At 32.2% G+C, this 23,895-nt stretch carries 20 protein-coding genes; 16 read left to right on the top strand and 4 right to left on the bottom strand.

Features of this window, described 5'->3' with window-relative positions; all coding sequences use genetic code 11:
* The first annotated feature begins 5 nt into the window (after nt 1–5).
* From BLP44_RS06900 to BLP44_RS06870, 7 genes are all read left to right on the top strand, one after another.
* Entirely contained in the window at nt 6–749 is a 744-nt protein-coding gene (locus tag BLP44_RS06900) for an RDD family protein (protein ID WP_091130884.1), read from the top strand.
* A gap of 106 nt (nt 750–855) precedes the next feature.
* Entirely contained in the window at nt 856–1,701 is an 846-nt protein-coding gene (locus BLP44_RS06895; protein WP_091130880.1) for a hypothetical protein, read from the top strand.
* An 84-nt stretch (nt 1,702–1,785) separates the two neighbouring features.
* Complete coding sequence (locus BLP44_RS06890) at nt 1,786–2,388, top strand: trimeric intracellular cation channel family protein (RefSeq protein WP_008462233.1); 603 nt, start codon at nt 1,786–1,788, stop codon at nt 2,386–2,388.
* Between the two features lie 2 nt (nt 2,389–2,390).
* A complete protein-coding gene (locus BLP44_RS06885; protein ID WP_091130877.1) occupies nt 2,391–3,338 on the top strand; it encodes a FemAB family protein in 948 nt (315 codons plus the stop codon).
* Nucleotides 3,335–4,435, top strand: a complete 1,101-nt coding sequence (locus tag BLP44_RS06880; protein WP_091130874.1) for a DegT/DnrJ/EryC1/StrS family aminotransferase — start codon at nt 3,335–3,337, stop codon at nt 4,433–4,435. The genes BLP44_RS06885 and BLP44_RS06880 overlap by 4 nt, the downstream gene beginning before the upstream one ends.
* Nucleotide 4,436: 1 nt before the next feature.
* A complete protein-coding gene (locus tag BLP44_RS06875; RefSeq protein ID WP_244511693.1) occupies nt 4,437–5,732 on the top strand; it encodes an O-antigen translocase in 1,296 nt (431 codons plus the stop codon).
* A gap of 117 nt (nt 5,733–5,849) precedes the next feature.
* Complete coding sequence (locus BLP44_RS06870) at nt 5,850–6,881, top strand: SlyX family protein (protein ID WP_139159183.1); 1,032 nt, start codon at nt 5,850–5,852, stop codon at nt 6,879–6,881.
* Nucleotides 6,882–6,925: 44 nt separating this feature from the next.
* Here BLP44_RS06870 and BLP44_RS06865 read toward each other — a convergent pair whose 3' ends face one another.
* A complete protein-coding gene (locus BLP44_RS06865) occupies nt 6,926–8,062 on the bottom strand; it encodes a glycosyltransferase (protein ID WP_091130869.1) in 1,137 nt (378 codons plus the stop codon).
* 45 nt (nt 8,063–8,107) lie between these two features.
* Between BLP44_RS06865 and BLP44_RS06860 the strand changes: the two genes are divergently transcribed.
* Complete coding sequence (locus BLP44_RS06860) at nt 8,108–9,190, top strand: glycosyltransferase (protein WP_066032404.1); 1,083 nt, start codon at nt 8,108–8,110, stop codon at nt 9,188–9,190.
* The gene (locus tag BLP44_RS06855) at nt 9,190–9,597 is read left to right on the top strand and encodes a sugar 3,4-ketoisomerase (protein ID WP_091131387.1); all 408 of its coding nucleotides are present in this window, start codon (nt 9,190–9,192) and stop codon (nt 9,595–9,597) included. Before BLP44_RS06860 ends, BLP44_RS06855 begins: the two co-directional genes overlap by 1 nt.
* Here the strand turns inward: BLP44_RS06855 and BLP44_RS06850 are convergent.
* The 3 genes from BLP44_RS06850 to BLP44_RS06840 are packed head-to-tail and all read right to left on the bottom strand — an operon-like array spanning nt 9,580 to nt 12,074.
* A complete protein-coding gene (locus BLP44_RS06850) occupies nt 9,580–10,509 on the bottom strand; it encodes a glycosyltransferase family 2 protein (protein ID WP_091130865.1) in 930 nt (309 codons plus the stop codon). The genes BLP44_RS06855 and BLP44_RS06850 overlap by 18 nt on opposite strands.
* On the bottom strand, nt 10,510–11,391 hold the full coding sequence (locus BLP44_RS06845; RefSeq protein ID WP_091130861.1) for a glycosyltransferase family 2 protein: 882 nt from the start codon (nt 11,389–11,391) through the stop codon (nt 10,510–10,512). It lies immediately after the preceding gene.
* Nucleotides 11,391–12,074 carry a cell division ATP-binding protein FtsE gene (locus BLP44_RS06840; RefSeq protein WP_091131383.1) on the bottom strand — a complete coding sequence of 228 codons (684 nt, stop codon included), beginning with the start codon at nt 12,072–12,074 and terminating at the stop codon, nt 11,391–11,393. The genes BLP44_RS06845 and BLP44_RS06840 overlap by 1 nt, the downstream gene beginning before the upstream one ends.
* Before the next feature lie 309 nt (nt 12,075–12,383).
* On the opposite strand from BLP44_RS06840, the gene BLP44_RS06835 reads away from it, so the two are divergent.
* The 7 genes from BLP44_RS06835 to asnB (BLP44_RS06805) all read left to right on the top strand — a co-directional run bounded on the left by BLP44_RS06835 (nt 12,384) and on the right by asnB (BLP44_RS06805) (nt 23,548).
* Nucleotides 12,384–15,398 carry a tetratricopeptide repeat protein gene (locus BLP44_RS06835; RefSeq protein ID WP_091130858.1) on the top strand — a complete coding sequence of 1,005 codons (3,015 nt, stop codon included), beginning with the start codon at nt 12,384–12,386 and terminating at the stop codon, nt 15,396–15,398.
* A gap of 116 nt (nt 15,399–15,514) precedes the next feature.
* Nucleotides 15,515–16,378: a PhzF family phenazine biosynthesis protein gene (locus BLP44_RS06830; RefSeq protein ID WP_091130855.1), complete on the top strand. Its 864-nt coding sequence runs from the start codon at nt 15,515–15,517 to the stop codon at nt 16,376–16,378.
* Nucleotides 16,379–16,546: 168 nt separating this feature from the next.
* The gene (locus BLP44_RS06825) at nt 16,547–18,298 is read left to right on the top strand and encodes a TonB-dependent receptor (RefSeq protein WP_091130851.1); all 1,752 of its coding nucleotides are present in this window, start codon (nt 16,547–16,549) and stop codon (nt 18,296–18,298) included.
* Between the two features lie 130 nt (nt 18,299–18,428).
* A complete protein-coding gene (locus tag BLP44_RS06820; protein ID WP_091130847.1) occupies nt 18,429–18,959 on the top strand; it encodes a GNAT family N-acetyltransferase in 531 nt (176 codons plus the stop codon).
* A 64-nt stretch (nt 18,960–19,023) separates the two neighbouring features.
* Nucleotides 19,024–19,473 carry a hypothetical protein gene (locus BLP44_RS06815; protein WP_008462254.1) on the top strand — a complete coding sequence of 150 codons (450 nt, stop codon included), beginning with the start codon at nt 19,024–19,026 and terminating at the stop codon, nt 19,471–19,473.
* Nucleotides 19,474–19,948: 475 nt separating this feature from the next.
* Nucleotides 19,949–21,625, top strand: coding sequence for an asparagine synthase B (asnB, locus tag BLP44_RS06810; RefSeq protein ID WP_066032395.1), 1,677 nt, complete (start codon nt 19,949–19,951; stop codon nt 21,623–21,625).
* A 309-nt stretch (nt 21,626–21,934) separates the two neighbouring features.
* Complete coding sequence (gene asnB, locus BLP44_RS06805) at nt 21,935–23,548, top strand: asparagine synthase B (RefSeq protein ID WP_091130843.1); 1,614 nt, start codon at nt 21,935–21,937, stop codon at nt 23,546–23,548.
* Nucleotides 23,549–23,895: the final 347 nt, after the last annotated feature.

Raw genomic sequence — 23,895 nt, 5'->3', positions numbered from 1 at the left:
GAAATATGTCAGAATTATCTATTAATACGACACAAAATGTTAAAATAAATTTTATCGCTGCTTCTGTAGGCGAAAGACTAGGTGCGTTTTTTATCGATTTATTTATTGTAATCTGTTATATAACAGCACTTTCTATAGTTCTTTTTGACTGGTTGCAGCTCGATAGATTAATGGTTAATTTGGACGGCTGGTCGCGCGGAGCGATTTTTTTATTATTGTATTCTCCCGTTATAGTTTATTCGTTGGTTTTAGAAAGTGTTTTTGAAGGACAGTCGCTTGGGAAAAAATTATTGAAAATTAAAGTGGTTAAAATTGATGGTTATCAAGCAGGTTTTGGAGACTATTTAATTCGCTGGTTTTTTAGAGTAATAGACTTTTTTACTTTTTTCGGACTTCCGGGTCTTATCACGGTTATTACGAGCCAGAAATCACAACGATTGGGAGATATGGCGGCAGGTACGGCGGTAATTACTTTGAAGAATAAAATTAATATCAGTCATACTATTCTCGAAGATATTGGCGAATCTTATGTGCCAACGTATCCTTTGGTAATAAAGCTTTCAGATAACGATATGCGTATCATTAAAGAAACCTTTCAAAAGGCGGTGGCTAAAAACGATCATGAAGTTATTTACAAGTTGGCTGCCAAAATTGAAAGCGTAACAGGAATTAAAAATCAATCTGGAAATAACAGCGATTTTATTAGAGTAATTTTAAAAGATTACAATTTTTACACTCAGAATATGTAATTTTTTTCTTGAAGAATTGTTGAATTTTTCTAATTTTTACTGATAATTTTTTAAAATTTCTTCGTAAATTTATATATAGATAATTAATTCATAAATCTCCAAACAAATGAAAATTACAAAGCCTTTTCTCGTATTACTAGTACTATTGTCTGCTTTTGTGAGTTTTGCCCAAAGCGGAAAAAAATTAGATAAAATTATAAAAAGAGATTATCAGATTATTGAATGCACAGTTTTAAAAATGTCTGATAAAACAGTAGAATATTCACTTCCGGGAGAGACCGTTCAGATTTCGCTAGACGTTTCTCAGATTGCCAAAATTGATTTTGCAAGCGGAAGATCTCAAACCTTTGATATTTCTCCAAACACTAGCAGTGCTGATCAAAGTACAAATATTGCAAGCGCTGAGATGAAACGTAATACAATTGCCGTATTGCCAATTCCGTATGTAAATGCAGATAATCAGCAAGGTTCTGAAGATATGGCAAAATTTGCTCAAAACGATTTGTACAACAAATTGTTAGATAAATCTTCAAACATTTTTCCGCTAACAGTTCAGGATTTAAGAACAACAAATAGTTTGTTGCACAAAGCTGGAATCGACCATAATAACATTGACGAAACGCCAATAGAAGATCTTGAAAAAATATTAGGAGTTGATAACATTGTGGCCGCAAAAGTTTCATACACAATTGGAACCGGTACTACAGCTACCACATATAACAGCGGAAATGCAAAAGTGAGCGACAACAACAAAAAAGTAACCACAAATGATATTTCTACAACAACCGCAAACAATCAGACGTATTACTATTATACGGTCTATTTTGACATGTATAGAAATACAGATAAAATCTATTCACAAACCCGTAAGCCTTTGCTGGCAGTAAAAGACGGTTGGATGGATTCTATTTCTTATTTATTAAAAAGAAGTCCGATTTACGTGAAAAAATAAGAAACGTTTATGAGTAAGAGTTGTTAAGATTATTCGGTACAACTTTGTAACTTTGACCCTTTGCATCTTTGTAACTCAAAAAAAATGTTTCACTTACTTGATATTATTGGGACAATGGCGTTTGCAATGTCAGGTGCCTTGACCGCAATGCACAAAAAACTAGATCCGTTTGGGGTTTTTATCATTGCATTTGTAACTGCCGTTGGAGGCGGAACACTTCGCGATGTCTTAATCGGAAGAACTCCTGTGGGCTGGATGCGTGACATGCAATATGTGTATGTGATCATTTTAGGATTTTTTCTAGCGATTCTTTTTAGAAAAAGTTTCGATAAGCTTCGAACTTCATTGTTTCTTTTTGATACAATCGGGCTCGGAGTTTTTACTTTAATTGGTTTAGAAAGAGGAATTTTAACTGGACTTCATCCCGCAATTTGCATTGCCCTTGGCACCATGACAGCTTGTTTTGGAGGCGTAATTCGTGATATTTTGTGCAACGAAATTCCAAACGTTTTTAGAGAAGAAATTTATGCCACAATCTGTATTTTTGGCGGAATGGTATTTTTTGGATTGCGAAAACTAAATTTAAACGACGACATTTTATATTTAGTTACCTCGCTTGTGATTATTGTGATTAGATTAATGGCAGTAAAGTATAAATGGCATTTAAAAGCATTTGATCATAAATAGGCATGAAATACACCATAAAAAAGTATTCTCAAGAAGATTATTCAATTTGGAACGATTTTGTCGCCCAGTCCAAAAATGCCACGTTTTTGTTTCACCGCGATTTTATGGAATATCATAAAGATCGTTTTGAAGATTTTTCGCTTTTAGTATTTGAAGATGAAAAACTGCGTGCTATTCTTCCTGCGAATAAAAAAGAAAATGCCATTTATTCGCATCAAGGTCTTACATACGGAGGATTGATTTATTTGCCGAAATTGAAAGCAGAAAAGGTTGAATCCATTTTAGATGAAATTTTACTTTTTTTGAAAGAAAACCAAGTCAATACTTTTTATTATAAGCCAGTTCCGAATTTTTATTTTTCTGAAGGAAACGCAGCAATGGATTTTTTTTTGTTGAAAAGGGGAGCGATTCTAGAACGAAAAGAAATGAATTTAGCAGTTAATCTGCAAGCTCCTTTAAAGATTTCTAAAAGCAAAATGAAGCATTTTAGAAGAATCGAAAATTTAGATTTGGATATTTTTGAAGAAGAAAATTTTGATCCATTTTGGGAAAAAATTCTTGAGCCAAGATTAGCAGAAAAATTTAATGTAAAGCCAGTGCATTCCAAAGAAGAAATTGCATTTTTGAAATCTAAATTTCCTAAAAATATCAGACAATATTCTGCTTATAGAAATGATGAAATTATAGCTGGAATAACGATTTTTGAAACCAAAAATGTCGTAAAATCGCAATATGGCGCCACTTCAAAAATAGGAGAAGAATTTCGCGCACTAGATTTTTTATTCATCAATCTGATTCACAAATACAAACGAAAAGGAAAACATTTCTTTGATATGGGAATTGTGGGTGAAGAAAATGAATTAGGCTATAATCAAGGGCTTTTAGCTCAGAAGGAAGAATTAGGCTGTTCTGTTTACAATCAGGATTTTTATAAAATAGAAATAAAGTGATACCATTCTTAGACCTAAAAAAAATAAACAAACCGTATGAAACTGCATTTCAAGAAAAATTGAAATCGGTTTTAGACAACGGCTGGTATATTTTAGGAAAAGAAGTGGAAACATTTGAAAAAGCTTTTGCTGAATATTGCCAATCAAAATTTTGTATTGGAGTCGGAAATGGTTTTGATGCTTTGGTTCTCATTTTTAAAGGCTATATCGAACTCGGAAAACTCAAAAAAGGTGATGAGGTTATTGTTCCTGCCAACACTTATATTGCAAGTATTCTAGCCATTTTACAAGCCGATTTAGTTCCTGTTTTGGTTGAACCAAGATTAGAAACTTACAATATAAATCCAGAATTAATTCCCGAAAAAATCACTCCAAAGACAAAAGCCATTTTAGCGGTTCATTTATACGGACAATTGGCTGAAATGAATAAGATAAATGAGCTTGCAGAAAAACACAGTTTAATTGTTGTAGAAGATGCTGCGCAATCTCATGGCGTAGAGAAAAATCTAAAATCTAAAATCTATAATCTAAAATCTGCAATCGCTTACAGTTTTTACCCGGGAAAAAATCTGGGCTGTCTCGGCGACGGAGGAGCAATTACAACAAATGATGAAGCATTAGCAAAAGTTCTTTTTTCGCTTCGAAATTATGGCTCGGAAAAAAAATATCACAATGAATTTGTTGGAGTAAATTCAAGACTAGACGAATTGCAGGCTGGATTTTTAAATCTGAAATTACCAAACTTAGATTCGGATAATGAAAAACGAAGAGCCATTGCAGAGCGCTATTTAAAAGAAATTAAAAACCATAAAATAGTGTTGCCATTTTGGGATTTCTCCAATAATCATGTTTTTCATTTGTTTGTTATTCGAACAGAAAACAGAGAAAAGCTTCAAGAATATTTAACTCAAAATAATATTCAAACTGTAATTCATTATCCGATTCCTCCGCATAAGCAAAAAGCTTTTTCGCAATGGAATAATTTGTCATTTCCGATAACTGAAAAGATTCATAAAGAGGCTTTAAGTCTGCCTATAAGTCCAGTTTTGACTGAATCTGAAGTGGATTATATTATTGAAATTTTAAATCAATACTAATTTGAGTTTTTACAGAAAAATAATTCAAACGAATTTGTTTAAGATTACTTCTTTAAACAGTTTAAGTGTTGCTTTAAAAATCGGAATTGGATTAATTACTTCAAAAATATTAGCAGTTTTTGTTGGGCCAAGCGGAATGGCTCTAGTTGGAAATCTTCGCAATTTTTTGACTTCATTGGAAAATATCGCCACTTTAGGTTTTCAAAATGGAATTGTAAAATACACTGCTGAAAGCGAAAAAAGTAGAATTGAACTTCAAAAAATAATTTCGACCGTTTTTATTGCTTTAGTAGGAGTTGCGATTCTTTTAAGCATCATTCTTTTTTGTTCAGCTTCTTATTGGAATGAAAAAATCTTTGGAGATAATACAGAATATTTAATTGTTTTTAAAGCCTTATCGTTTGTCTTGCCAACTTACGGACTTTCTATATTTTTTATTTCTGTAATTAATGGTTTAGGCAAGTTTAAAAAAGTAATTAGTATTAATATTATTGGAAACATTGTAGGGCTGTTGACTTCTGTTTTTCTTATAATTCAATTCAAAACCATTGGAGCTTTAATGGCTATTATAATTGCTCCATCATTGCTGTTTTTTATCACGTTTTATTTAGTTCAAAAAGAGATTCAGATTTTTCAATTTATAAAATTAGATGTCTTCGATTTCAAAGTTTTGAAAAATCTTTCGGCTTATTCTTTAATGACACTGGTTTCGTCTGTTTTCGGTCCTTTTGTATTTCTTGCAATTCGAAATCATATTATTCAGGATTTAGGAATAGAACAAGCTGGATATTGGGAAACCATGACGCGAATTTCAAGCTATTATTTAATGTTTGTCAGTGCAATTTTGAGTGTTTATTTCCTGCCAAAATTATCCAAAGCCCAAAATAATCAGGAAACTAAAACTATTTTTTTTCAGTACTATAAATATATTTTACCAGTTTTTGTACTTGCGTTGGCAGTACTTTATTTTAGTCGCTTTTTTGTTATTCAATTGCTTTTTACAAAAGAATTTTTACCTGTAACCTATTTGTTTTTTTGGCAGCTTTTTGGTGATGTTTTTAAAGTTTGCGCTTTAATTTTGGGGTATCAGTTTTTCGCAAAAAGAAAGACTTTGATGTTTATTTTAACCGAATTCTTTTCGTTGTCAGTCTTATATTTTTCTAGTTTGTATTTTATAAAAGAATTTCAAATTGAAGGCGTTGTTATGGCTTATGCACTGAATAATCTTATTTATTTTATTATATTGTTTTTGTGTTTTAGATCAGTTTTAAAGAAAAAATCAGAGGAGCTTTCTTAACGTCTCTTATGTATGTTTTAGTTGTTAATAAAATTCTTTATAAATAATTGTAGGGATTTACATATGGATGTGCATTTGATTAAATTTGAAGGAAAATTTTTAAAAATTGCCAATAACATGAAAAAAATTACCACTACAATTTATGCAGCGATTTTGTTTCTAGCTGCTTCAGAATTACAAGCTCAAATCAGTACGGGCACAGGTGGAGCTGCTAGTATTTTAGCAAATTCACCAACATCTAATACCAATGTTGGGATAGGAACTACAAATCCTACAGCAAAATTGGAAATTAATGGGAATGTCACTTTTTCTGGTGCAAGTCTTGCAAATGGACAAACATTTTCAAATGCAACTGACAGAGGAAATAAAACAATTGTGTTTAATGCAGGAAGTTTTGTAAATGCAACAAATAGAATGATGAATTTTTATGATTTTCCTTCTTCAAATATAAACGGTAAGTCAATGTTTTGGTTTTCTATTGATGATAGAGGAGATAACCAGAGATTTAGAAGTTATGCTGAGACAGGAGGATATGGGGGATTTGAAATAAATGATAATACCCAGAGAAATGTATTTAAAGTTTCTGAAGATACAGGTTCAGATGGCTGTAGTTTTAGTCATGTTTCACTTCCTCAGTCTAATACAAAATTAATAATAGGCTCAAGCTATGAAAGTCTTACTTCTGATGAAAATGCAAAGTATAAGTTAGTTATTAAAGGAGGAAAATGCGGTTCAACATTTTTGGACGGTTCGGGTAGTGCATTTGTGGAAGGTAATGTTGTGTCAATGGGAAGTATTGGTATTGGTACATCTAATTTTGTTGATGGTTCAGATTCTTATAGGCTTTCCGTAAAAGGAAAAATCCGTGCTGAAGAAATAAAAGTATATAACACTTGGGCAGATTATGTTTTTGCCTCAGATTATAAACTTGATAATTTAAAAGAAGTAGAAAGTTATATTAAAAAAAATGGGCACTTAAAAAATGTACCATCCGCGAAAGAAATTGCTGAACATGGTTTAGAACTTGGAGAAATGTCTAAAGTACAACAAGAAAAAATTGAAGAGCTTACACTGTATTTGATTCAGCAAAATAAAGAAATAGAAGAATTAAAATCGCAGGTAAAAATATTAATACAACAAAAGAAATAACTTCTTTAGTAATAATTAAAAAAGAGAATTTTTGATTCTCTTTTTTAATTATTTATCCAGATATCTTGATAATGATGAGCAATTTTCACATAATCATGTTCTCTTTCAATAAAATCTCTAGCTCTTCTTCCGATTGCAGTAATTTTTTCTGGATTTTCAATTAAAAAAGATAATTCGCTAACCAGATAATCAACGTCCGGAATGGCATTTATGCAGACTTTTTCAGAAAGATTATATCTTGCTGTGAATTCTTTTTCGGCACCTGTAAAAACTACTTTTCCTTTTGCCATTGCTTCTAATGCATTATAACCTTGATCATACGCATAAATCTGATCCAGTAAAATATGACAGCTGTTGTAAAGATTGATATATTCAGCGTAAGGAATACTGCGAACCGTTATAATTTCGATTTTTGAAGCATATTTTTGCTCAATTATTTCTAAAGCTTTTTCAAAATAGTCATTTCCCTTTTTTAAATAATTTTCATTGTTGATTCCGTGAAAAATAACAATTTTGTCATGAATATTAAGCGGTTCGAAATGAAGTTTTCCAATATTAATAGGATTCGGAATCATCCCTAAATATTTCTTATTTCCTTGTAATGGAAGATGATAATCTAAATCTGTAGCAATAATTCCGTTTATGTTTTTGTAAATAAACTGATGGAGTTTTAAAAAAGCTTTTTCACGGAATTTCAAAACATTTCCAAAAGACTTTTTATCAATCTTATGATTAAGATATAGCGGAATTACAGATTTAAAATTAGGATTTTCGAAGCAATATTTCACATTTAGATAATCATAACCGGTACTTAAAAGAAAAAGTTTTTGGTTATTTTTTAAGAGATACGAAATGATTTTTTTCTCAAAATGATAAGTACAATAGAAGCTGTTTTCGTTAATGAGTTGGACAACATCAAAACCAGAACATTGTTTTTCAAATTTTAAAAATTGTCTAAAAGTCAGATAAGAAGTGATATCAAATCCCGAGATTTTATAAACGGCAACTTTTACTTTTTTTGGTAAACCAGAATCCCATTTTTTTTGGATAGGAAAATCTACAGGAAAATTTTTAAAACCGTCCTTATGACCAATAATAAAAACTTCATGTCCTAAAGCCTTCAAACCATCTTTTAAAGAATTGTGCAAATGGCTGTATTCGCCTACCAGTAAAACTTTCATTTATATGTATATTTGACAAATATATTTACTTTTTCGGTTAAAAACATGAATAAAAAGAAAGTTGCTATTGTTTCGATTTCTCTTGGAAAAGGAGGTGCAGAACGTTTTGCAGGTTTGCTTACTTTCATGTTAGAAAGTTCTGGTTTTGAAGTTCATTCCATAATTGTCAATGACGATATAGATTATGAATATACTGGAGCTTTGTTCAATTTAGAAAAAGAAAGTGCGGGTTCATTTTCTGTTTTTAGAAAATTAAAAAAAGGAAAACTGTTAAGGAATTATTTAAACCAAAATAATATTGATATTGTTATTGACAGCAGAACGAGAAATATTTTGTTGCGAGAACTAATTACTAAATTTATTTACCGCAATTCAAAAATCTATTATATCGTTCACAGTTATAATTTTAAAGAATATTTTCCTTCTTCAAAGTTTTGGTCGAAAATACTTTATGAGAATGTTCAAGCTTTAGTCTGTGTTTCAAAGGCAATAGAGGAAAAAATAAATAAGTTATACGAACTTAAAAACACCATTACCATTTACAATCCGTTTTCTATTGAAGAAGAAGAATTGAAAAAAGAAGTCTTAGAAACCAAAAAAGTAATTTTATATTTTGGAAGATTTGAAGAAAAAGTGAAAAATTTTACACTGATGTTAGAAGCTTTTTCTCAATCAAAATTATATGAAAAAGGATATCAATTACATTTGATGGGATCTGGAGATGATGCAGATTTTATTCAGCAGAAAATTAAAACTTTTAATTTGAATGGTTATGTTAAGATTCTTCCATTCAAAGAAAATCCTTTTGAAGAAGTTCGAGAAGCAAAATTTACAATTTTGACAAGTTATTACGAAGGATTTCCGCTATCGGTTATAGAATCATTAGCATTAGGAACGCCAGTTGTTGCCGTTGATTGCAATTCTGGACCGCGAGAAATTATTCAGAATGAGTTTAATGGTTTATTGGTCGAAGACCATAACACGAAAGATTTAGCCGAAGCAATGAATAGATTTGTAGATGACGCTGAATTATATCGTTTTTGCAAACAGAATGCGGTTGAAAGTGTAAAACATTTGTCTTTAAAACATATTTCAGATCAATGGAAAAAACTTCTAAACAATCACTAATGACGAATATTTCAGACATTCAATTGATCGAGATTCCAAAAATTCAAGATCGGAGAGGAAATCTTTCAGTTGTTGAAGGCAGTACGATTCCGTTTGTTTCCAAAAGAGTATATTATTTGTATGATGTGCCGAGTGGAAGCAAAAGGGGAGGACATGCGCATATTGAACAGCAGGAACTTTTAATAGCTCTAAGCGGCAGTTTTGATGTGGTTTTGAAAGATGGGAAAAATACCAAAACAATTACATTAAATAAACCAAATGTAGGTTTGCTTATTGTTTCGGGAATTTGGCGTGAACTTAAAAATTTCTCGTCGGGAAGTGTTTGTCTAGTTTTGTCTTCGGGTGAATTTAGCGAGGAAGATTATATTCGAGAATACAAAAAGTTCCGATTATTTAAAAACAGATGAACCGATTCCTAAATTTGCTAAAAAGGTTTTAAAAGAAATTAAAATGCGTAAAATAAATGCAGGAAGATGCAGTAAAAATCTTTTCTTCCAGCTAATTTTTTTTAGATCAATTGAGTTGTAATACTTATAAAAAAGAGCAGTTTCTCCAGATAATTTGCTTTTAATAGCAAGCGAAAACCGATTTAAATCCAAGAACTTTTTTAAATCTGAATTTGTTTTTTCGGCTTCTTCAAATTTTGAAAAATCCATTTTTTCTTTCATCAGATTTTTGTTTTTCGAAAGACTTTTAGGGTCGTAGACATATCTTGCCAATATTTTCCAAGAAAAAACAACTGGAAAAACAAGTCCGATTCTAATCCATAAATCGGTATCTTGACCGCTTTTAATTTTGGTGTCAAAATTTCCAATTTCAGCAAAAACAGATTGATGAAAAACAGCACACGAAGTACATAGAACGGTTTCTTTTAAACTGGCCTTAAAATAGTTTACAATTTCAAATTCGTCATTTGTTTTTGAAATCGAATATTGTGCAGAGATTACTTTTTTTGAAGTTTCAAATTCTATTGCAGCAGAAAATACTTTTTGGTCTGGAAGTTTTGAAATATTGGTAAACATAGTTTCTAAAAATGTCGGATACCAATAATCGTCGGCATCAAGAAAAGTTATAAAATGGGCTGATGCTTTTTCGATTCCGTAATTTCTAGCCGCAGAAGCGCCTTCATTTTTTTTGCTAAAATAATGGATTCTAGAATCTTTAAATTGAAGTAGCTTTTCTTCGCTTTTATCTGTTGATCCGTCATTTACTACAATAATTTCAAAGTTCTGAAAAGTTTGATCGAAAACGCTTTGTATCGTGTTTGCGATAAAGTTTTCTTTGTTGTAAAGCGGAATTATGATAGAAAAAAAAGCCATTTATTTTGTTTTAAGAAAACAGTAATAACCTAACTTGTAAATGTCAAACAGAAAAAGTGAAGGTTTGTCTGAAAGTAAATTTCGCTCAATTTTTTGTTCCGATTTTTTAAAAACAAAATTAAAAAGAGAAGTCAGTTTTAGTTTTTTTAAGCGGTCGAAAGAGCGGATAATTTTGCTTTCTTTTTTCGATATTTTATTCAAATAATCTAAAAGAACTAGATTTTCTAATGCAGTTTTTGTTTTGCTTAGAAATAAAGAGGAAGATTCCAAATTTAAATGAAAAACAGGATTTTCAATATGTTTAATCTCAATTTGATTAGATTTTAATATGGCAAAAAAAAGCAGATCTTCATAACCGTATTTTGTTAGATTTTCATCAAAAGGAAAGTGATTAAGAATTTCTTTCTTGATCAATAAATTAGAAACCAATGCAGTGTTTGATGGATTTTTATTTCTTTCTGATAAACTTAAAGCTTCTCTTTTTTTGCCATAAATCCAACGTAAAATTTGTTCTGGTAGTGGCTTTTTGTTTTCATACAAAAGTCCGCCAAAAACAGCTTTATTTTTTATTTCTGAAATATAATTCGAAATAAAATTATCGTGAACTGGAATTGTATCAGCATCCAAAAATAGCAAGTTTTCGTAAACTGCTTTTTCGGCCAATAAATTTCGAATCGCGCTTCGTCCAATATTTTTTTCTAAAACAGAATATGAAGCGTTCTCAAATAGATTGATTCTTTGATTTTCAAGTATAAAACTTTGAGAAGCATCATCTAGACAAATGATTTCAAAAATAATTCCGCAAGAATTGCATTGCTTTACTAATTCGCTTACAAGCGGTAAAACATCATAATTATAAACCGGAATTAAAATGGAAAGCATTACACGCTTCTTTGAACCACTTCGAAGATTCTTTCATCTTCACATTTCAAAGTCTTAGAAGGGAATTTCATTAGTAAAGCATAATCGTGAGTCGCCATAATAACCGTTTTACCAGCGGCGTTGATTGCTTTTAGCACTTCCAATACTTCAGAACTCGTTTGCGGATCAAGATTTCCTGTAGGTTCGTCGGCTAAAATAAACTCTGGGTCGTTAAGCAATGCTCTTGCAATTGCAACACGCTGCTGTTCTCCGCCAGAAAGCTGATGAGGCATTTTGTTTACAAAATCTTTCATGCCTACTTTGTCCAAAACTTCATCTATTTTGTGCTGCATGGCTTCTTTTTCTGTCCATCCTGTAGCTCTCAAAACAAACAGCATATTGTCTTTTATAGAACGGTCTGGAAGCAGTTTGAAATCCTGAAATACAATTCCGATTTTACGTCTCAAGTACGGAATATCGTTTTCTTTTAAAGTAGCCAAATCAAATTCAACAATATGTCCTTCACCTTCAATTAACGGCAAATCAGCATACAAAGTTTTTAGGAAACTACTTTTCCCAGAACCAGTTTTTCCAATAATGTAGATAAACTCACCATGCTTAACATCTAAGTTAATGTGAGATATAATTTTTCTTCCTTCTTGATATATAGTGACTTCTTTAAGAGACAGTACGGTTTGTGACATAATAAAATTGGTTTGAATGGTAAAAGTAATAAGATAACGCTTGTATTCAAAATAAATTTCAATCATTTCTTAAGAAAAATTCTCGAAAAACGGTTGAAAATTTAAACCCTGAAAGTAATCTAAGTTCATTTTGGTTAATCTGCCAAAAGCTCCTAACTTATAATAACTTATCTATCTTACAATGGCCCAGAATCAATTTTTATAATACGCTTAAATGGGAATTATCGAATATTTGTTCATAATAAAACCTCAAAACGTTTCGTTATAACCCGTATAAAATGATACATTTGAATACTAAATATTATTACAATGCGTAAACTTTCCAAGTTCTTTTTATACCAAATTATCCTTGCTTCGACTATAGCTACGGCACAAAAATCGGCTATTTATACTTACGAATTAAAGGATTTTGACAAAGCACTGGCTTTATATAACGATAAACAATATGCTTCGGCTCAATTGATTTTTGAAAAAGTAAAATACAATGCGACTAACGAAGAAGTTCAGTCAGATTGTGCGTACTACATTGCCAATTGTGCGATTAGAACCAATAAAGCAAATGCCGATGCTTTGGTAGAAAATTTTGTTAACGACTATCCAACAAGTACTAAACAAAATCAGGCTTATATTGAAGCTGCGCAATATTTTTTCGAACAAGGGAACTATCCAAAAGCTTTACAGTGGTTTGACAAGGTAGACGAAAGTTACATGAGTAAAACTGAATCGGATAAGTTTAACTTCATGAAAGGCTACAGCTATTTTAATGCTAAAAAGAAAAAAGAAGCCACCAATTATTTTAATAAAGTTGTAAACTCTAAAGAATATGGTTCACAGGCCAAATATTACTTAGGTTTTATGGCGTATGAGGGCGACGATTATAAAGAGGCCACAAAATATTTTGATGAGGTTTCTGGAGAAGAAAAATACAAAGAAAAGCTGTCGTATTATCAGGCCGATATGAATTTCAAGTTAGGAAATTTCCAAAAGGCGATTGATCTAGGATTGGTAGCCATGAATAAATCTAACGATATTGAAAAATCGGAACTGAATAAAATTATTGGAGAAAGTTATTTCAACCTAAAACAATATGGAAAAGCAATTCCGTATTTGGAAAAATATGCTGGTAAAAAAGGAAAATGGAATAATACCGATTTTTATCAGTTAGGATATGCGTATTATGAGCAGAAAGACTACGAAAAAGCAATTTCTCAATTCAATAAAATTATTGAAGGAAAAGATTTTGTTGCTCAGAATGCTTATTACCATTTAGGTTTAAGCTATTTAAATACAGGTAAAAAGCAAGAAGCTTTAAATGCTTTTAAGAATGCTTCTGAAATGGATTTCAACGCGCAGATTCAAGAAGATGCTGCTTTAAATTATGCTAAATTAAGTTACGATATCGGAAATGCTTATCAAGCCGTTCCTGGTATTTTATTGGATTTCCTTAAAAAATATCCAAACAATTCAAGCCGTGCAGAAGTAGAAAAACTTTTGGTTGATTCTTATATTTCTTCTAAAAATTACAAAGAAGCTTTAGTTTTATTAGAAAAAAATAGATCTGCTGAAAACAAAGCTGCGTATCAAAAAGTGCTTTTCTATCGTGGATTGGAATTGTACAACGAAAATAATTACCAAGAAGCGGGTAAAATGTTCAAAAGTGCGATCAGCGAACAAAAAACACCTGAGTTCACAGCACGTGCCACTTTCTGGAAAGCAGAAACAGAATATCTGAATGATGATATGCAAAATGCTTTACTGACTTACAAGCAATTTGCTGGAATGGCTACTGCAAAATCTACAGACGAATATAAAAATATCAATTACAATATTGGTTACACGTATTTTAAGCTGAAAGAATATGATCAGGCGGCGAATTCTTTTCAGGCTCAAATCGATAATTCGCCTTCAGACAAAGTTCGTTTAAACGATTCTTATTTGCGTTTAGGAGATTGTCGTTTCGTGACTTCAAAATACAGCGCTGCTAACGAGGCATACGCAAAAGCAATTGCGGCTAAAGGCGTAGATGCTGATTATGCGCAATTTCAAAAAGCACTTTCTTACGGATTCATGTCAAATAATGCGAAGAAAGTGGATGAATTGAATAATTTCCTTCAGATGTACAAAAAATCGTCTTACAGAGATGATGCTTTGTTCGAATTAGGAAATACTTACGTTGCAGAAAAGAAAAACGATCAAGCTTTGAAAACGTATGATCAATTGATTTCAGAATTCCAAAACGGATCTTTTACTTCAAAAGCAATTTTAAAACAAGGATTGATTTATTATAATTCAGATCGCGATCAGCAGGCTTTAACAAAATTCAAAAAAGTAGCGGCTGAATTTCCGAAAACACCAGAAGCTTTAGAAGCGGTTTCAACAGCAAGATTAATCTATGTTGATTCAGGAAAAGTAGACGAATATGCAACTTGGGTTCGTACTTTAGATTTTGTTGAGGTTTCAGATGCTGAATTAGATAACGATACTTACGATGCTGCCTTTAAACAATATAGTCAAAACAATAGCAAAGCTGCAATTACAGGATTTGGAGGTTATGTAAGCAAATTTCCGGCTGGTTTGCACGCTTTGGAAGCTAATTTTTATCTAGCACAATTGTATTATGCTGAAGGATCTGAAACAAAATCCACATCAAATTATCAATATGTAATCGATCAGCCTAGAAATGAATTTACAGAACAGGCTTTAAATAGATTGGCTCAGATTTACTTAAAAGCAAAAGATTGTGATAAAGCAATTCCAGTTTTAAAACGTTTAGAAAGCGAAGCAGATTATCCGCAGAACAAGACTTTTGCTCAGGCAAACCTAATGAAATGTTATTATGACAAAAAAGATTATGACAATTCGGTTACTGCTGCTGAAAAAGTTTTAGAAAACCCAAAATCTGATGCAGGAGTAAAAGCAGACGCTCAAATCATTGTAGCAAGAGCGGCGATTCAAACAGGAAATGAAGATAAAGCGAAAACAGCTTACGCTAAATTAATGACAACTTCAAAAGGAGAATTAGCAGCAGAAGCGTTGTATTACGATGCCTATTTTAAAACCAAAGAAGGGAAATTTGATGCTTCAAACACCGCTGTTCAAAAATTGGCAAAAAGCTATTCGGCGTATAAATATTACGGAGCAAAAGGTTTGGTGTTAATGGCGAAGAACTTCTACGGATTAAAAGACAGTTATCAGGCAACTTATATTTTAGATAACGTAATCAACAATTTTACAGATTATCCAGATGTTGTCGAAGAAGCGAAAAAAGAATTGAGCGCTATTAAAGCAGAAGAGTCAAAAACAAATTCGTCGATTAATAGATAAGAAAAAAGATAATAGAGTATAGAGAAAAGAATAAAGAGTATAGATATTAAAGCAAAGATTGGAAAGTCTATTCTCTATATTCTATATTCTATTTTCTAAAAGAAAAAAAGAAAGAAATGAGTTTACCTTTTTACATAGTTGATGTTTTTGCTGATAAGAAATATGCCGGAAATCAGTTGGCGGTTTTTTTAGATGCTGAGAATTTGAGTTCGAAAGAAATGCAGCAGATTGCGCGCGAGATTAATTTTGCGGAAAGCACATTTGTAACGAAACTGGACAAAGAAAACAATAAAGCCGAAATAAGAATTTTTACTCCTGCGCACGAAATGCAGTTTGCAGGACATCCGATCATTGGGACTTCTTGGGTTTTGATGAATAAGATTTTTGAAAATTCGCCTAATGAAATAAAATTAGAAGTTCCTATTGGACCAATTTCGATCAATAAAACCGAAGATTTGATTTGGCTAAAAGCGGCGCAACCAAAGTTTTGGGATGTTTTTGCAAAAGAAGATTTCCCGTCTTTCAGCAACTTGACAATTGATGATTTTGACAATCAATATTTGATACAAGAAGTGACTACGGGAAGTGCATTTGTAATTGTTCCGTTAAACAGCAAAAGAGCTTTAGAGAATTTGGTTTTAGATAAAGATAAAACCGATAAATGGTTGAAACAGCATTGTAAAACAGATCACAGAGGGCTGTATTTTTATAGTTTTGAAGATTCGAAGTTGGCAACCAGAATGTTATGTGTAGAAAATAATCAATTGGTGGAAGATGCAGCAACAGGAAGTGCAAGTACTTGTCTGCAGGCCTATCTATTAAAATATCATTCTCCTGTAATTGAAGTAACAAACCATCAGGGAGATTACATTGGCCGACCGTCTGAAATTTATTTTGATGGAAAACTTAGCGGAGATCAGTTTGATATTAAAATAGGAGGAAAAGCTCAATTTGTAGCCAAAGGAGAGTGGGAAGCTTAAACTTTAGAAGAAAGAAGCAAGAAGAAAGACGCAAAAAACAAGAGTCAAGGAAAAAGAATTTTTAGATTTAGATAATAGAATATAGAGGATAGAACAAGAGTTTTGAGAAAAGAAATAGATTTGATAGGTCTTTTCTCTTGCTTCTTAACCCTCTTAAAAGAAAGAAATATGAAATTAAATTGCCAGTATAAAATTATCATTTTGCTAGTATTATTTGTTGGTCAGTTTTCGATTGCACAGAAGAAAAATGAAAGTATCGGAACTGAAACTGTAAACGTGGTAAAACCATATTCGCCGACTGTTTCAGATGCTTTTAAAGTAAAAGAAACACCTTCGCTTGACGATAGCGGGAATCAGCCGAAAGAAGTAATTAAATATAGTATTTTGTCTGTTCCTGTGGCTTCTACTTTTACGCCTTCAAAGGGAAAAGCTGAAGGTGTGGAAAAAGCTAAAAAAGAAAGATTGTTTAATAATTACGCGACTTTAGGACTTGGAAATTACAGCACTTTGAACGGTGAATTATTCGTAAATCAGGATTTGGGCAATAATGATTATGTAGCCGGAATGTTTCGCCATCACTCTTCTCAAGGCGGAATTAAAGATGTTGAATTGAATGATGAATTTTACGATACATCAATAAATGTTGGTTACGGTCAAAACAATAGAGATAATACTTGGGGAGTCGATTTAGGATATCAAAACCAAATTTATAACTGGTACGGACTTCCATCAGATTTTGGCTCGACAATTCCAGATCAGCGTTATGATTTGGTAAACAGCATTAATCCAGACCATTCTTATAATACCATTTGGGTTGGCGGAAATGCAGAATTTACAGAAAGTATTTTTAGTAAGCTTTCTGCGAAATTTACTCATTTTTCAGACAGTTATTCTTCATCGGAAAACAGATTTTATGTAAAGCCTACTTTTACAGTTGATGTAATGGATCAGGCAATTAAAACCAATGTAATTGTAGATCATGTAAGCGGATCTTTTAAAAACAATTATTTTCAAGATAATACAGAAGCTTTAAAATACAGTTTTACAAATGTTGGAATCGAACCAAGTTTTGTAATCAATGAAAACGAATGGACATTAGAACTAGGAGCTGGAATCTATTACAGTGCAGATTCTGAAAACAGTGGCAATAAGTTTTATTTCTATCCAAAAGTAAATGCTTCATATAGATTGGTTGGCGATTTGATGATTTTTTATACAGGAGTTAATGGAGCTTTAAACCAAAATTCGTATGCCGATTTTGTGACCGAGAATCCGTTTTTGTCTCCGACTTTAAACATGCGTCCGTCAAGTACACAATATAATGTATTTGCAGGTTTAAAAGGGAAATTGGCAAATAACGTAAATTATAACTTGACCGCTTCTTACTTGAATGAAAAAGATAAAGCACTGTTTAAAGCAAATGATTATACAGAAGTAATTACCAACGAAGATTATGCTTTCGGGAACTCATTTGGAGTAGTGTATGAAGATATTAGAACGTTCCGTTTCTACGGAGAATTAAAAGCTGATTTTTCTCAAAATGTAACTTTTGGAATCAACGGAACTTTTAATAGTTATAATACAGACAATGCAGTTGAAGCATGGAATTTGCCATCAATGAAATTAAGTTCGACTTTAGACGTTAATATTACAAAGCAATGGTACGCAGGATTGAATGTGTTTTATGTTGGCGAAAGAAAAGATATGCAGACCAATACTTCTTTAGGAATTGATGCAACACCAATTACCTTAAAAAGTTATTTTGATGCCAATGCGCATGTTGGTTATAAATTTAGTGAGCGTTTGACGTTTTTCTTAAAATTGAATAATATTGGAAATCAAGCTTACGAAAAATGGTTGAATTATCCTGTACAAGGATTCCAAGTTTTAGGAGGTGCAAATTATAAATTTGATTTTTAAGGCTTAATGCCACAAAGACACTAAGGCACAAAGATTTTATAAAAGATAAAGTGCCTTTTTTTTCAGCCATGGGCTCATGAATTTTTTGGAGTAGATTCGTGAATTCGTGGCTGTTTTTTAATTTTATAAAATGGAAATTATATTACGTCAAGAAAATAAAAATGATTTTGAAAGTGTTTTTCATTTGATAGAAAAAGCTTTTGAAAAGGAAAAATACAGCGATTACAAAGAACAATTTTTAGTAGAAAGACTTAGAAACTCTGAAGCCTTTATTCCTGAATTGTCTATTGTTGCAGAAATTGATAATGAAATTGTCGGTCATATTTTATTTACCAAGCTGAAAATTAAAAATAATTTAAATTCATTTGAATCTTTGGCATTAGCTCCCGTTTCAGTTTTGCCAGAATTTCAAGGAAAAGGAATTGGTTCTAAACTTATTTTACATGGACATGAAATCGCGAAAAGGTTAGGTTACAAATCGGTTATTTTGTTAGGACATCAAGATTATTATCCAAGATTTGGATATAAACTTTGTGAAAAGTACAATATCAAAATGCCTTTTGATGTTCCATCAGAAAACTGTATGGTTATTGCATTAGCGGAAGATGGTTTAAAAGGAGTAAGCGGAGAAGTGGTCTATCCAAAAGCTTTTTTCGAATAAAAATTTAGACAAAAGGAAAAACCTTTGCACTTTTGCACCTCAGAATCTCAGTACCTTTAAAAAAATGACTTTCAAAGAAAAAATATATTCTCACTATACACAAATGGTTCAAGACAGAATTGATGTTTTTAGAGACATGATTTCTGGTTTGACAGAAGATTCAAAAAACGATGCCAAAGGTTCAGCTGGCGATAAACACGAAACAGCTTTGTCGATGATGCATATCGAACAGGAAAAATTGACTAATAAGTTGAAGGAAGCCCTTGAGCAAAAAGCAATTTTAGATAAAATAGACCCGCTTAAGACAACAGAAAACATCGTTTTAGGCAGTTTAGTAAAAGCCAACGGAATTTATTTATATGTGAGTGTTGCGCTTCCTAAAATTGCAATTGAAGGAATTAATGTTATTGCGCTTTCTCCACAATCTCCCTTAGGAAATCACTTAATGGGAAATAAAGCTGGATTTCAATTTGAAATTAATAAGACGCATTATACTATTGAAAGTGTAGAATAAGTCTTTTTTCGCTATCAACTTTGACAAAGTTCAATACGTAACCATCTTATCCAATCTTGTCATTCTGAGGAACGAAGAATCTCACTAGTTTGTCGACAAAGATCGGCATTATTCTTTGCGGAGTTTCTAGTGAGATTCTTCGTTCCTCAGAATGACAAACACTGTGTTCTTGCTTAAAATACAATTCCAGAACAACTTTTCTTCTCATCTTTACGAATCTTTCATTTGTAACAGAATAACTCAAAATTTAATTCAAAAAACCGATTTAAAGTTTCAATTTTCAACCAGTTTTATAGTCAAAATTAAAAATTTCAAGTTTTGAGCTTATTTTTACTTTTAAATTTTACATTTTATGTGTAAAAATAAAATTTTGGTTTTAAATTGTAATTGAAATTGATGTTTATGTTTTTCAATTGTAACTAATATCACATCTTTGCCCTATCAAATTAAAATTTACAAAATAAAATATAAAATTATGTGTGGAATTGTATGTGCCTTTGATCTTAAACAAAAAGCTGAAGCTTTAAGACCTCAAGTATTAGAAATGTCAAAAATCATTCGTCACCGTGGACCAGACTGGAGCGGAATTTTCAGTAATGATAAAGCAATTCTTTCTCACGAGCGTTTGGCAATTGTAGATCCAGCGTCAGGAAAACAACCTTTATTTACAGAAGATAAAAAATTGGTTTTGGCTGCAAATGGTGAAATCTACAACCACAGAGATCTTCGTAAACAATTTGCTGGTAAATATAACTTTCAAACTGAAAGTGATTGTGAAGTTATTTTAGCTTTATATAAAGAAAAAGGAGTAAACTTCGTTGATGAATTAAACGGAATCTTCGGATTTGCAATCTACGATGTAGATAAAGACGAGTATTTCGTTGCTCGTGACCATATGGGAATTATTCCGTTGTACATTGGATGGGATCAGCACGGGACTTTCTATGTTGCTTCTGAGTTAAAAGCTCTTGAAGGATATTGTACAAAAATCGAGTTATTCCCTCCAGGACATTATTTATCAAGTAAAGACGGTGAATTTGTACAATGGTACAAAAGAGACTGGACAGAATATGATGCTGTAAAAGATAACGAAACAAGCATTCCTGAAATCAGAAAAGCATTGGAAGCTGCAGTTCACAGACAACTAATGAGTGACGTTCCTTACGGAGTTTTACTTTCAGGAGGTTTAGATTCTTCTATTACTTCGGCTGTGGCTAAGAAATTTGCTCAAAAAAGAATTGAGTCAGATGACACTACAGATGCTTGGTATCCACAATTGCACTCTTTTTCTGTTGGTTTAGAAGGTTCTCCAGATTTAGCAGCAGCAAGAAAAGTTGCAGATCATATTGGAACTATTCACCATGAAATCAAATTTACGATCCAAGAAGGATTAGATGCGGTTCGTGATGTAATTTACAACCTTGAAACATATGATGTAACTACAGTTAGAGCTTCAACTCCAATGTGGTTAATGGCGAGAGTGATCAAATCTATGGGAATCAAAATGGTTCTTTCAGGAGAAGGTGCAGATGAGTTGTTTGGAGGATATTTATATTTCCACAAAGCGCCAAACGCTAAAGAATTCCACGAAGAAAACGTTCGTAAATTAGGAAAACTTCACATGTATGATTGTTTACGTGCCAACAAAAGTTTAGCGGCTTGGGGAATTGAAGGTCGTGTGCCATTCTTGGATAAAGAATTTATGGATGTTGCCATGCGCATCAACCCGCAAGATAAAATGATCAACAAAGAGCACCCAATGGAAAAATGGGTAGTTCGTAAAGCTTTTGAAGACATGCTTCCAGAAAGTGTGGCTTGGAGACAAAAAGAACAATTCTCTGATGGAGTAGGATACAGCTGGATTGATACTTTAAAAGAAGTGGTAGCTAGAGAAGTTTCAGACGAACAATTGGCAAACGCGAGATTTAAATTCCCATTGCAAACACCAACTTCAAAAGAAGAGTACTATTATCGTTCAATTTTTACTGAACATTTCCCAAGCGATGCAGCAGCATTGTGTGTGCCTCAAGAAGCAAGTGTGGCATGTAGTACAAAAATTGCTTTGGAGTGGGATGAAGCTTTCAAAAACTTAAACGATCCATCAGGAAGAGCAGTAGCAAATGTTCACGACGATGCTTACGTTAAAGCATAAAATAGAGTTTAATTTTTAGAATTAGTATATATATTGCGAAAAAACGTTCTCTTTAAGAGAGCGTTTTTTTGTCTTAACTGTTAAATTAAATAATTAAGGCCTCTCTAAGATTTGTTATTTGTAATTATTTAACTTTCTTTTAATATATTTGAAACCCCATAAAAAACGTTAAATGCTATAGTATTTTAAGAATTTAATAGCAAAAAGCAAAATTTAATATTTAGTTTTGCTTTGTATGAAAAATTTTAATGATTTTTTAATGTTCAGTTAGCCTAAAAACTGAATGTAAATAAATAAAATAGAAGTATTATGTCTGGATTATTGGCCGTAATTGGAAAAGGAAAAGACCCGAAACTTGTAAAAGAACTTTCTGAAAGAATGTCACATCGCGGACCTGACGAAAGCGATATTCATATCATGGAAAATGGCAGTATACTTTGTCATGAAAGCCTATCGATTATTGATCTTAATTCGGGGAAACAGCCAATTCAAGGAACTAATAAAGCATGGATGGTGCATGATGGGGAAATTTATAATTATAAAGAACTTAAAAATACGGTATTAAAGCACCATACTTTTAGAACAGAATCAGATTCAGAAGTGATTGTACATCTGTATGAAGAATTTGGATATGATTTCTGCAATAAATTAGATGGAGATTTTGCTTTTGTGGTTATCGATGGAGATAAATATATTGCTGGCCGTGACCCGATTGGGGTAAAACCTTTGTATTATGGTTTGGATGAAAGAGGACGAATTTATTTTTCGTCAGAAATGAAATCTATTGCAGACCAATGCAAATCGTTTTCTACTTTTCCTCCAGGACATTATTATACAGCAAAAACTGGTTTTGTAAAATACTATCGTCCAGAATACGAAGACCATAAAAATGCAACTCAGCCACTAGATTTAGAGTTAATTCGCGAAAGCTTAATTCAGGCAACACGCAAACGTCTATTGGCAGAAGTGCCTTTGGGAGTTGTGCTGTCAGGAGGTTTAGATACTTCATTAATTTCAGCAATTACGTCAAGATTATTAAAAGAAAAAGGCGAAAAACTGCATTCTTTTTCTATCGGATTGGATGCTGATGCTCCAGATAATGTTGTGGCAAGAAAAGCAGCTGCATTTTTGGGGACAGAACATCACGAAATTCATTTTTCTGTAGAAGAAGGAGTGAAAGCCTTAGAAAAAGTAATTTATCATATCGAGACTTACGATATTATTTCGGTTAGATCTGGTGTGCCAATGTATTTGCTTTCTAAAGCTATCGCTGATCAAGGAATAAAAGTAATCTTGTCTGGCGAGGGAGCTGATGAGGTTTTTGGTGGACATTTGTATTTTAGAAATGCGCCTTCGGAAGAAGAATTTCAGGATGAAACGATAGAACGAGTGCAGAAGCTGTTTACAGCAGATTTGCTACGTGCAGATAAAACGACAATGGCAAATGGTTTAGAAGTGCGAATTCCGTTTTTGGATACCGAATTTTTAGATGTTGCGATTCGAATTAAAACAGAAGAAAAACAGCCAAAAACGTATGACGGTGTTGAAAAATACATTTTAAGAAAAGCTTTTGATACAGAAGATCCTTATTTGCCTTCAGAAGTTTTATGGCGTCAGAAAGAGCAATTTTCTGATGGTGTAGGATATAGTTGGGTTGATGAGTTGATCGAATATTGCGCTTCGCAGGTTACAGATGAGCAATTGGCTGGAGCAAGTGTTGAGTTTCCGTACAATTCGCCAACGACTAAAGAAGCGTATTTATACAGATCGATTTTCCATAAATTCTATCCGCAGGTCAGTGCAGCGCAAACTGTTCGAAAATGGATACCAAAATGGCAAGAAAATCTCGATCCAAGCGGAAGGGCAAATGCCGCACACTTAAACGGTAATTTTGAAACTGTAAAAACTACTGTTATTGCTTAAAAGTGGAAAATTCCAATTTCTTAAATTCCAAATTCCAAAAAAAAAGGAAAAATCAATAAAATAAATTCCAAATTCCAAGTTGGGGCTGATATAGAAAAACCGAAAAACATTTTAATGTGATTTCGGTTTTTTTATTGTAATGTTTTAAGCGGATCTTAAAATTTTGATTCGATATTTCAGATTTCAAAATTAGAATTTGACATTTAAAATTTTGGGATTTTCAAAAAATTCGAATTTAAATTCATTTTTGGACTTATTTTTAGGTTTTTCAGACGATTGTGTTAATAACTTAGGTGCTTTAAGTTGTAATTTACTGGGTATATAGCTCGCGTTTTTATATATTTGCG

The sequence above is a fragment of the Flavobacterium anhuiense genome, from assembly GCF_900101855.1.
Classification (GTDB): Bacteria; Bacteroidota; Bacteroidia; order Flavobacteriales; family Flavobacteriaceae; genus Flavobacterium; species Flavobacterium anhuiense.
Note: the sequence above shows the minus strand (reverse complement) of the source record. Positions and strands in the feature narration are given on the sequence as shown.